Source organism: Streptomyces sp. N35 (assembly GCF_016464295.1).
Lineage (GTDB): Bacteria > Actinomycetota > Actinomycetes > Streptomycetales > Streptomycetaceae > Streptomyces.
The window spans coordinates 31,379-42,044 of record NZ_JAEIMH010000014.1 but is presented as its reverse complement, the minus strand read 5'-3'; the positions used below and the strand labels follow the sequence as shown (position 1 = coordinate 42,044).

At 71.6% G+C, this 10,666-nt stretch carries 10 protein-coding genes and 1 pseudogene; 5 read left to right on the top strand and 6 right to left on the bottom strand.

The window, feature by feature from the left end:
* Nucleotides 1-49: 49 nt before the first annotated feature.
* Nucleotides 50-1,114: a MerR family transcriptional regulator gene (locus JAO81_RS10655; protein WP_199547537.1), complete on the bottom strand. Its 1,065-nt coding sequence runs from the start codon at nucleotides 1,112-1,114 to the stop codon at nucleotides 50-52.
* Between the two features lie 295 nt (nucleotides 1,115-1,409).
* Here JAO81_RS10655 and JAO81_RS10650 point away from each other — a divergent pair, with 295 nt between their 5' ends.
* The 3 genes from JAO81_RS10650 (at nucleotide 1,410) to JAO81_RS10640 (ending at nucleotide 3,451) form a co-directional block, all read left to right on the top strand.
* Nucleotides 1,410-2,012 carry an RNA polymerase sigma factor gene (locus JAO81_RS10650; protein ID WP_199547536.1) on the top strand — a complete coding sequence of 201 codons (603 nt, stop codon included), beginning with the start codon at nucleotides 1,410-1,412 and terminating at the stop codon, nucleotides 2,010-2,012.
* A 108-nt stretch (nucleotides 2,013-2,120) separates the two neighbouring features.
* The gene (locus tag JAO81_RS10645) at nucleotides 2,121-2,711 is read left to right on the top strand and encodes a sigma-70 family RNA polymerase sigma factor (protein WP_199547535.1); all 591 of its coding nucleotides are present in this window, start codon (nucleotides 2,121-2,123) and stop codon (nucleotides 2,709-2,711) included.
* The gene (locus JAO81_RS10640) at nucleotides 2,708-3,451 is read left to right on the top strand and encodes an anti-sigma factor domain-containing protein (RefSeq protein ID WP_199547534.1); all 744 of its coding nucleotides are present in this window, start codon (nucleotides 2,708-2,710) and stop codon (nucleotides 3,449-3,451) included. The genes JAO81_RS10645 and JAO81_RS10640 overlap by 4 nt, the downstream gene beginning before the upstream one ends.
* A gap of 6 nt (nucleotides 3,452-3,457) precedes the next feature.
* Here JAO81_RS10640 and JAO81_RS10635 read toward each other — a convergent pair.
* Nucleotides 3,458-3,661: pseudogene (locus tag JAO81_RS10635) on the bottom strand (FAD-dependent oxidoreductase); the annotation flags it as partial.
* A 116-nt stretch (nucleotides 3,662-3,777) separates the two neighbouring features.
* Here JAO81_RS10635 and JAO81_RS10630 point away from each other — a divergent pair.
* Together JAO81_RS10630 and JAO81_RS10625 are read left to right on the top strand one after the other, a co-directional pair.
* Nucleotides 3,778-5,364, top strand: coding sequence for a molybdopterin-dependent oxidoreductase (locus JAO81_RS10630; protein WP_199547597.1), 1,587 nt, complete (start codon nucleotides 3,778-3,780; stop codon nucleotides 5,362-5,364).
* 70 nt (nucleotides 5,365-5,434) lie between these two features.
* Nucleotides 5,435-6,082, top strand: a complete 648-nt coding sequence (locus JAO81_RS10625) for a fasciclin domain-containing protein (protein ID WP_199547532.1) — start codon at nucleotides 5,435-5,437, stop codon at nucleotides 6,080-6,082.
* 138 nt (nucleotides 6,083-6,220) lie between these two features.
* Here JAO81_RS10625 and JAO81_RS10620 read toward each other — a convergent pair whose 3' ends face one another.
* The 4 genes from JAO81_RS10620 to JAO81_RS10605 all read right to left on the bottom strand — a co-directional run bounded on the left by JAO81_RS10620 (nucleotide 6,221) and on the right by JAO81_RS10605 (nucleotide 10,500).
* Nucleotides 6,221-7,207: an acyltransferase domain-containing protein gene (locus JAO81_RS10620; RefSeq protein ID WP_199547531.1), complete on the bottom strand. Its 987-nt coding sequence runs from the start codon at nucleotides 7,205-7,207 to the stop codon at nucleotides 6,221-6,223.
* Between the two features lie 27 nt (nucleotides 7,208-7,234).
* Nucleotides 7,235-8,296: a dihydrodipicolinate synthase family protein gene (locus JAO81_RS10615; RefSeq protein WP_199547596.1), complete on the bottom strand. Its 1,062-nt coding sequence runs from the start codon at nucleotides 8,294-8,296 to the stop codon at nucleotides 7,235-7,237.
* 11 nt (nucleotides 8,297-8,307) lie between these two features.
* A complete protein-coding gene (locus JAO81_RS10610) occupies nucleotides 8,308-9,345 on the bottom strand; it encodes an NAD-dependent epimerase/dehydratase family protein (RefSeq protein WP_199547530.1) in 1,038 nt (345 codons plus the stop codon).
* A gap of 144 nt (nucleotides 9,346-9,489) precedes the next feature.
* The gene (locus tag JAO81_RS10605) at nucleotides 9,490-10,500 is read right to left on the bottom strand and encodes a proline racemase family protein (protein WP_199547529.1); all 1,011 of its coding nucleotides are present in this window, start codon (nucleotides 10,498-10,500) and stop codon (nucleotides 9,490-9,492) included.
* Between the last annotated feature and the right edge of the window lie 166 nt (nucleotides 10,501-10,666).

Below are 10,666 nucleotides of genomic sequence, written 5' to 3'. Positions count from 1 at the left end.
TCGGTCATGCGTCCGCGGGAGTGACGCATGACCGACGGCCCACGGCGTGTCACTCGTCGTCGGGAAAGGGCCCGGGCGGGGCCGCGGACGACTGCGTCACCGCACGGAACAGTGATTCGAGCACCGCGAGCCCGGACGCCAGACCCGTGAGGCGACCCGCTCCCTGCTCGTGCACCGCACTCCGCCAGCCCGTCCCGGCCAGGAGGACCAAGGGATGGCTGCGTGCGCCGCGGACACCCCACTCCAGGGAGAGCAGCGCCCGGACCACGGAAAGATCGGCGGTCTGCCGGGTCTGCGACCAGAGCACCACCGCGCACGGACCGATGCGGCGCACGGCCGATTCGAGAGCTTCCACCGGAACCCCGGCTCCGAAGATGCGCGTGGGCAGTCCGCGTTCCACGAGTGCGGCCCACAGCGCCTCGATCGCCAGACAGTGCTGCTCCTCGGGCATACAGGCCAGCAGGACCGGAGGCAGCAGGGGCTCGTGCTCCGGCGCTCGCACGGCCGACCGCAGTGTCGTGGAGACATGCCAGGACAGCAGATGTTCGACGTCCACGTAACACTCGCTGGATGTGGCCCACTTGCGGCCGACGGCGTGCAGCGTCGGGGCGATGATCTGCTCCCAGGCGACGACCACACCGTAGGTGTCGACCGCCGCACGCAGCCGGGCCTGCACCGCACCCGCGTCGAGACGGACCGCCGCGCGTCCGAGTCCGCGGCTCTCGGGCCAGACCTGGCCGAGCGGCAGCTCGCCGTACTCGCCCGGGCTCGAGCCCGCGCCGAGAAGCTGCTGCGCGGCCTCCGGCTCCCTGGTGCTCGGCGTGGAAGGTGACCCGGCCAGCGCGAGGCGGGCGGCTTCGGCCGGCGCCACACCCTGCGCGGTCAGGCGGCACATGTGCTCGATCCTGGCGACATCGGCGGGCCGCCAGCGTCGGGGGCGCCCCCCCCCAGGGCTGCTGGGGCCGATGCCGTAACGCCGCTCCCAGGTGCGCAAGGTGGTGGCGGCGACACCGAGCCTGCGGGCCAGAGCCCCGGTGGTCAGAGCGGCGTCGGCGAGCCCGGACGGATCTTCGGGCGCGGGTCCGCTGTCCTGGCCGTCCGGCTCGCTCGGCATCTGCTGCTCCTCACCTCGGTGTCACGCCCCGCATCCGTACTTCCTTGTTTCACCTGCATACGGAGGCACACGGCGGTCGCCTGCATACGGAGGCACACGCGGATCGCCGACATGCGGAGGCACACGCGGCCCGCATCGTCGCGGCGGCCGACTGCCAGTGTTCCAGCGGCGCGTTCCCTCCGCCGCCCGAAACGATGCACAAACGACGCGTGTTGTGCGCTGCTTCCGTCTCGGATGAACCTCCCTTCAGGCAAACGGTGCACTGCCCGGCGTACCTGTCAAAGGAGGGGTCGTGATGACCAGGACAGCCGAGACCGCGGTCGACGCGGCCGCCCACGCCGCGGCCGCCCACGCGCAGGAGACGTTCGAGACCGCGTTCGCGCAGGGCGACGACACGGTCTTCCGCCAGCTGTACGACGAGTGGGGAACGCTGGTGCACACGGTGGCACGGCGCGCACTCGGCGACGAGTTCGAAGCGCAGGACGTGACCCAGCAGGTTTTCGTCGCCGCCTGGCGGGGCCGCGCCGGCTTCCGGCCCGAGCGCGGCAACGCACGCTCCTGGCTCCTCGGCATCACCCGCCACAAGATCGCCGACGCGCTCACGGCGCGCACCCGCAGGACCAAGGTGGTCGCGGCCGCTTCCCGAGCAGCGCCTCAGGAGCTCGTCACGCAGCCGGACGGGCTCCTCGCGCAGCAGGCCGTGGACCGCATCGTGATCCAGCGCGAGCTCGACCGTCTCTCCGCCGAGCAGCGGAGAGTTCTCCGACTGGCCTACTACTCGGACCTCACCCAGACGCAGATCGCCCAGCGCACCGGACTTCCGCTCGGCACGGTCAAGAGCCATGTGCGCCGGGGACTGCACATGCTGCGCGACAACCTCGCACACAGTCTGCGCTGACGCCGGCCGAGGGTTTTCGGCCTCGAGACCAATCCGCCACCAGGGGGCGCGTCGAATCACTCGTGGCGTGCGACTTCACCACGTGCGCACAGGCGATGAGGGAGATCCGTGAGGGCAACAGAGAGCGGCGACGCCGGCACCCGCCCCTCCCGGGGCGTGGATCTTGCCACGGCGCTGGCCGCGGTGGCACGGGGAGACCAGGAGCAGTTCACGCAGGTCTATGACCAGGTCAGTGCTCCCGTGCTCGGTCTGGTACGCAGCGTGCTGCGTGATCCGGCCCAGTCGGAGGAGGTCGCCCAGGAGGTTCTCGTCGAGGTGTGGCGGACCGCCGCGCGGTTCCGTCCGGACAAGGGCAGTGCCATGACCTGGGTGATGACCCTGGCGCACCGGCGTGCGGTCGACCGGGTCCGCTCCGTCGAGGCGACCGCGGCGCGCGAGCACAAAGCCGCGCTCCTCGACCGGACCCCCGCGTACGACCAGGTCACCGAGCAGGTCGAAAGCCGTCTGGAACAGCAGCGTGTGCGCCGCTGTCTGGGGGCGCTCACGTCGTTGCAGCGCGAAGCGGTGACCCTCGCCTACTACCGCGGGCTGACCTATCGCGAGGTCGCCCAGCTGCTCACCCTCCCCCTGGGCACGGTCAAGACCCGTCTGCGCGACGGGCTGATCCGGTTGCGCGACTGCCTGGGGGTGACCGCGTGAGCACCGCGGACCTCCACACCTCCACCGGTGCCTACGTGTTGCACGCGCTGGCCCCCGCGGAACGTACCGAGTTCGAGCGCCACCTGGCCGCCTGTGGGGCCTGCGCTCAGGAAGTCGCCGAGCTGGCGGCCACCACCGCCCGCCTCGGGCTGGCTGTCGCCGTGCCCGCGCCGGCGCGTATGAGGGAGCAAGTGCTGCAGCGCATCCGGACCGTGCGGCAGGAACCGCCCGAGGTGCCTTCGCGCGGTCGTCTGCGGACCTGGGCTCGCGCGCTTCCCCGGTTGTCGCTCGCAGCGTGCCTGGCCGCGGCCGCGGCGTTCGGCGGGATCGCCGTGTGGCAGCACGAGTCGGCCGAGGACGCCCGGTCGCAGGCCCGCCAGCCGCGGCGGCGGGGGGAGGAGTGGGGGGCGGTGCGGCCCGCGCGGCACGCGGAAGTGGGGGCCGCCGAACTCGCCGACGGGGCACGCGGCACGGTCATCGTCTCGCGCGCACAGGACCGTGCGGCCTTCGTCGCCGCGGGCCTCCCGGAGCTGCCCGACGGCAAGGTGTACCAACTCTGGTTCAACGACGGGGACGTCATGCGCCCGGCCGGGGAGTTCAGCGGGTCGGGCGGCGAGCGGGTGGTCCTGCTCGACGGCCGCATCGACGGGGCGAGCGGCATGGGCCTCACGGTGGAACCGGCGGGCGGCTCACCGCGGCCCACCACGGAGCCGGTGGGTGTGATGGCGTTCCCTGCCTAGGGTCCGCGTGCGCTCGTTGTGGACGATGAACCCCGAGTCGACGGCCGGCACGTGCCCGTCGCCCGACACCACGTCATGGGTGTGGGCGTGGCCGCCGAGCCGGTCGTCGCTCTCGTACGAAGTGACGTCGTGGGCCTCGCGCAGGAAGTACGCCGCCGTCAGGCCGGCGATGCCGCTGCCGATCACCACCGCGCGTTGCTCGCGTGTCATGTCGCCCCGTCCCGGCTCCGCATCACCTGTGCGGGGCAGGACCTGTGACCTGCGGAGTTCGCGGGTCAGGGACACGATCGGGTGAACGACCAAGCCGAGCCCCGCCCCCGTTTCGAATCAAGGGTGTGAGCACAGGGACAACGAGAGCAGCGCGTGGCGCATGGGCCGCGCTGAGCGGCCTGGTCGCCGGGTACGCCGCATTGGCGGTCGCCGAACTCGTCGCGGTCGGCGCCCGGCCTTCGGCGGGACCGGTCACGGCGGTCGGCGGCGCCGTGATCGACCGCACGCCATCGGACGTGAAGGACTGGGCGATCCGGACGTTCGGCACCGACGACAAGCTGGTGCTGCAGCTGGGTGTCCTCGCGGTCCTCGCGCTGTGCGCGGCGGGCCTGGGGATCCTCGCGCAGCGCGCGCGGCGGGTCGCGGCGGCCGGTGTGGCCCTGATCGGTGCGCTCGGCGCGGCGGCCGCGCTCTCCCGGCCGGACGCGGCCGGCCCGCTCGACGCCCTGCCGGCCCTGGCCGGTGCGGTCGCCGGAGCCACCGTCCTGTACGTCCTGGCGGGCAAGTTGCACTCCCCGGTGATCGCGGAAGCCGGTGCCACGACCACCGGGGGCCTTCCTCGCAGGGGCTTCGTCCTGGCCGGCGCGGGCGTGGCCGTCGCGGCAACCGGCGTGGGGGCCGCGGCACGAGCACTGCGTGCGAACGCGTCCGCCACGGCACAAACGGCCCGCGCGAGGGTCAGGCTCCCCGTCCCTGCCTCGCCCGCCCCGCCGCTCGCTCGCGCGGTGGACCTCCGGATCGCGGGCGTTGCCCCCTTCACCACGCCCAACCGGGACTTCTACCGCGTCGATACGGCGCTCCGCGTCCCCCAGGTCGACCCCGGCGGATGGCGTCTGCGCCTGCACGGCAAGGGAGTGGGCAGCCCACGCACCCTGACGTTCCAGGAGCTGCTCGACCGGCCCCTCATCGAACGCGACATCACGATGACGTGCGTCTCCAACGAAGTAGGCGGCCCCTACGTCGGTTCGGCCCGCTGGCTCGGCGTACCACTGGCGAACCTCCTCGACGAGGCAGGCGTCCGCCCGCCGTCCCGCGGAGGACCCGCCGACCAGCTGGTGGCCCGCTCGGTCGACGGGATGACCCTCGGCACTCCGGTCGAGACCGTCATGGACGGACGCGACGCGATGCTCGCGGTGGGCATGAACGGCGAGCCGCTGCCCTTCGAGCACGGCTTCCCGGTCCGGATGCTGGTGCCCGGCCTGTACGGCTACGTCTCGGCCTGCAAGTGGATCGAGGACATCGAGCTGACCACGTTCGCCGCGTACGACCCGTACTGGGTGCAGCGTGACTGGGCGCGTGAAGCGCCGATCAAGACCCAGTCACGTATCGACACCCCCAAGCCGTTCGCCCGCCCGGCTTCCGGCAGGGTCACCGTGGCCGGCGTCGCCTGGGCACAGCACCGGGGCATCGAGCGCGTCGAGGTACGCGTCGACGAAGGACCTTGGCGCAGGGCCGACTTGGCTCCCGAGGGCTCCCCGGACACCTGGCGGCAGTGGCGCTGGGACTGGGCCGCCACGTCCGGCTCCCACACCCTCCAGGTCCGTGCCACCGACGGCACCGGCACCCCACAGGCCGGCGAGCGCACCCGCACCATCCCGGACGGCGCCTCCGGTTGGCATTCGGTGGTGGTCAACGTGACCTGATCCCGTCCCACTCCCCCACGAGCCAGTGACAAGGCCCGCACCCTGCGAGTCCACCCCCGAGGAGAACACCATGAACACCACCTTCCGTCTTCGCCGCGTCGCCGTCGCCGCGACCGCCGCGCTCGCTCTGCCGCTCGCACTCGCCGCGTGCTCCGACGACAAGGGGAGCACCGACCAGGCCGCGGACAAGACGCCCAAGGCGACGCGGTCCGCCGACAAGAGCGCGAGCGCCGACCCCATGGCCGGGCCCTTCGGACCGGCCTGCGCCTCCGTGCCGAAGGACGGCGCGGGAAGCTTCGACGGCATGGCCGCGGACCCGGTCGCCACCGCAGCGTCCAACAATCCGGCGCTGTCCACCCTGGTCACCGCGGTGAAGAAGGCCGGCCTGGTCGACACGCTCAACAACGCGGAGAACCTCACGGTGTTCGCCCCGACCGACGACGCCTTCGCCAAGATCCCGAAGGCCGACCTGGACAAGGTCCTCGCCGACAAGGAGCTGCTCACCAAGGTGCTCACGTACCACGTCGTCGGTCAGAAGCTCACCCCGGCACAGCTGGAGAACGGCTCCTTCGAGACCCTTGAGAAGAGCAAGCTCACCACCGCGGGATCCGGTGAGGACTACACGGTCAACGACTCCTCCAAGGTCGTCTGCGGCAACGTGCCGACCGCCAACGCGACGGTGTACATCGTGGACACGGTGCTGATGCCCAAGATGTGAGCGCGCGGCCCGGCCCTGCTCCGCCGCGTCGATTGCCGTGCCCGGCCGGGGACTTCATCCGGTCCCGGCCGGGCACGGCTGCGCCCGGCGTCATGGGCCATGGATCACGGCTCACCACTCCGGGTCACCGCTCACCGCTCACGGCATACGGAGCCACCCGCGGCGCAGATGCCAATGGCCGCCGCGGTCCAGCTGGTCCAGCAGGGCCCGCCGCAGGCTGTTGTCGCGCGGCAGGCCTTCCGTGGACGTGGTGCCCGGACGGGCGTGGAAGACGAACTCCAGGACGTCCTCGTCGCAGACCGGGCTGTCGCCGTGCAAGGTGAAGCGGCGCTGGAACGACACGATGTTGGCGTGCGGCTTCAGGTGATTCCCGAGCGCCGGGTCCAGAAGCCAGGAATGGCAGGTCGCGAACGCCGCCGGGTGCTCCGGATGGTGGCGGGCGAAGAACGGACGGGCCGCGGCGAAGGAGGCGTCGCATGCGGCGGTGGTCAGCGGTCCGTCCTCGGCGATGTGGACGTCGAGGACGGGCTCGTCCTCGCCCGGGCCGTCGGCCGGCGCGCCTTGCGCTCCCCAGGAGGGCGAGTCGTAGGTACGCAACTCGAACTGCAGGCGGCCGAGTCGGTGCAGGGTGCCGCGCAGGTGGCGGGTGATCCAGGTCTGCCGGTCGAAGCCGCCCGTGCCGTGGGCAAGACGGTAGGTGGTGAGCTTGGAGCCGAGGTCCGCGAAGGTCGCACGGGTCACCTCGTCCGGTACCGCACGGGCCTGGCGCAGGGAGAGGGCGTGGGACAGGGACAGGACGCAGAGGTGGGCGTAGAAATAGCGGCCCGCCTCGCCGAGTTCCGCCGGTGCGCTGGGCCACTGCACGGCGCCGGGGGTGGTGAACAAGGTGCGCCGGCAGTGCAGCAGGGCTTCCCACAGGTCCGGGGTGCGCCGCGGGTCGGGAAGCGTGGCTGCCAGCGGGACCCGGTCGGGCTCGGGGATCGCGAACACGTCGAGCGCGGTGGCGATCTCCGTATCCGACAGGGGTTGCGGATCCGGGATACGGGCGTCGGCCCGGGGACCGCACAGGGTGTCGAACCAGTCGTCCGGCGTCATGGGTCTGCTGCCTCCGTGCGTGGCGGACACGTCTCGGCTCCATTGTCGTCATCGGGGTCAGGTGAGCCAGCGCGCGAGCCGGTCGGCGATGAAGCCGTCCTCCTCCCCCAGCCACGGGTACAGATCGCGGACCCGGGCGATCTCCTCGCGCTGCCCCGGTGAGAGCGACTCATCGGGATCGAGGCACCACACGCCGTCCAACAGGCCTTGCTGCCGCAGCACTTCATGCACGCCCGCGATGACTCCCGCGAAGGCATTCCGTACGTCGTACACGGCCGCGTTGGCGTCGGTGTCGCCCGCGAGCCGGGCCAGGGCCCGCTCATGCGCCGGGGCGTCACCGGCGCGTGCTGCGTGCACGTCGGCGAGGAGGCGTCCGGCGGACCGGGTCCAGACCGCCCAGTGGCCGAGCAGCCCGCCCACGAAGTGCCGTACCACCGGACCGCCGGGGCCGTGCACGTGGAAGGGGGTGAGCAGGTCGTCGACGATGTTGTCGTCGTTGCCGGTGTAGAGGGCGACCTCGGGACCGCGGTCGGATTCCGCGATGCCCTGGACGAGTTCGAGGGTGCGATAGCGGTCGAACGGTGCCGCCTTCACGGCGACAGTGGACTCCTGGTCGGCCAGCCGCCGCCAGTACGAGCGGGGCAAGTACCGTCCGCCGACCGCCTCTTGGAGGTAGAAGCCGATCACCGGCAGAACCTCGCCGATGGCCGCCGTACGGTCGAGCAGGCCGTCGAGGTCCGCATCGGGCAGTCCCGCCGGGGAGACCAGGACGGCGTGGTAGCCGAGTTCGCGGGCGGTCTCCGCCTCCGCGACCGCTTGCCGGACCGGCCCGCAGACACCGGCGATCCGCACCACGGGACGTCCTTCGGCGTGCTTGGCGGCTTCTTCGGCGGCCAGTTCCAGGACGGTCCGCAGCAGTCCGTGCTCCCGCAGGGCGAACTGGGTCGTGTGCACACCGACCGCGAGGCCGCCCGCGCCGGCGTCCATGTAGTAGCGGGTCAGGGCCCGTTGACGGCGCTCGTCGAGCCGGCGGGCCGCGTCGAGGGCCAGAGGGTGGGCGGGGATCACGGTGCCCCGGTGGAGCAGAGCGGCGATGTCGTCGGGCAGAGCGGCGGGCATAGGGACGGACATCAGAAGCGACCGTCCCTGCGCTCGAACTTGGTCGGCTTGTCCCAGGTCTCGCCGCCCGCGAGGAGCCAGTTCGCCTGGAGGTCGATGAGGGCGCCGAGCGGCAGGTCCGGATACCCGAACAGGCTGTGGCAGAGTGTCGCGTCGCTCAGCAGGCTGGTGGCGGGCGGCTCACCGGTGAACCGGGCGGTGACATCGAGGCGTTCACCGAGCCGCTCGGCGAGAACGCGTACGCTCGCGGTTTCCGGGCCGGTGAGATTGAGCGTGAAGGCCTCGTCCGCGCGGGCATGGCCGAGGCAGCGCAGGACGACCTCGTTGGCGTAGCGCTGCCAGACCACATTCACCGCACCCGTGGACAGATCGACCGCGTCGCCCCTCTGGAGCGTCCGGGCCAGGTCGGCGAGGACGCCGTAGCGGGGCTCGCAGGCGTAGTTGAGGCGGATCAGGGCGACCGGGGTGCCGAAAGTGCGTGCGGCGTGCCGGAAGACCTGTTCGCGGCCCAGGCAGGTGATCGCGTAGTCGCCCCGCGGGTCGGTCGGGTCGCTCTCCCGGGGACTGCCGGCGGTCGGCGCGGTCATCCCGTACACGTTGCCGGTGGACAGGGCCACGATCCGGGCGGCGGGGAAGCGGCGGGTGACGTAGGCGGGCAGCACGGTGTTCGTCATCCATGCCTGATCAGGGGCCGACGCGGTGCCGAATTTCGCGCCGACCAAGTGGATCACCGCGGCGGCATCGGGAAGGTCGCCGACCGCTGCCGGATCGGAAAGGTCGGCGCGCAGGGTCCTTACACCCTGCTTTTCCAGATACGTGGTGAGTGCGCCGTCCGTCCAGCGCGATACGGCGACCACCTCGATATCGGTGCGGCCCGCCGAGTCGAGTGCCCGGCGGGCCATCACCGCTATTCCCGTACCCGTCTTGCCCCCGGCACCGAGGACCAGCAGGCGGCCGTCCGGCCACGCGGCGGCCTCGGTGGCCAGTTCCGCGCCAGGGCGCGCGAGTTCGTCCTCCAGTTCCGTCACGGACCGGGGCAGGACTTTCATTGCGGACCCCCACACGCTCTGAATTCATCCCTTTCAGCGGAATGAATTTCTCGAATGAATTGAGCTGGGGCCAAGAAAACATGGGGGTATCCGGCAACGCAAGGGATGATCAAGGGAATGAATTCCGCAGTCCACTGGCATGCCTCAGAGCGTGAATCCGCGCGGGAACGGGTCGTCCGGGTCGAGGAGGTACTGCCCCATGCCGGTGATCCAGGCGGAGCCGGTCACCGTGGGGATCTGGGCGGGAAGGCCGCCCACGGTGGTCTCCTCGACGAGGCGGCCGGTGAAGCGGGTGCCCAGGAGGGATTCGTTGACGAAGTCCTGGTTCAGGGCGAGTTGGCCGCGTGCGTGCAGTTGCGCCATACGGGCCGAGGTGCCGGTGCCGCAGGGTGAGCGGTCGAACCAGCCGGGGTGGATGGCCATCGCGTTGCGTGCGTCGCTGCCGTTCTCTCCGGGGGCGACGAGCTGGACGTGCTTGCAGCCGTTGAGGGAAGGGTCGGCCGGGTGGACGGGCCGGTTCTGTTCGTTGATGGCGTCCATGAGGGCAAGGCCCGCGGTGAGCATGCGGTCCTTGGCCTCCGGATCGCTGCGGTCGAAGGGGATGCCGAGGTCGGCGATCGGGAGGATGGCGTAGAAGTTTCCGCCGTACGCCATGTCGTACGTGACCGTGCCCAGACCCGCCACGTCGGCCTTCGCGTCCAACTGCAGCGCGAAGGAGGGCACGTTGCGGATCGTCACCGCGGTGGCGCGGCCGTCCTCGACCGCCACCTGCGCGATAACCAGTCCGGCCGGGGTGTCGAGGCGGACCTCGGTCACCGGTTCGGTGACCTCGACCATGCCGGTCTCCACCAGGACCGTGGCCACCCCGATGGTGCCGTGGCCGCACATGGGCAGACAGCCGGAGACCTCGATGTACAGGACGCCGTAGTCGGCGTCGGGCCGGGTGGGCGGCTGCAGGATCGCGCCGCTCATCGCGGCGTGTCCGCGGGGTTCGTTGACGAAGAACTCGCGGATGTGGTCGAGGTGTTCGGTGAAGTACGTGCGGCGCTCGGCCATGGTCGCACCGGGGATCACGCCCATGCCGCCGGTGACGACACGGGTCGGCATGCCTTCGGTGTGCGAGTCGACGGCGGAGAAGTACCGGGAGGCGCGCATCTCAAGCACCCACCGACTGCTGGGCGAGATGGTCGACGGCTCGTTTCATATCGGCGTCCAGCACCGCCAGTTGGCCGCCCGTGAGCGGGCCGCGGGGCGGCCGGCAGGGGCCGCCGTAGCGGGCGGCGAGGGCCCCTGCCGGGGTGGTGGTCCGGGGCGAACCCCG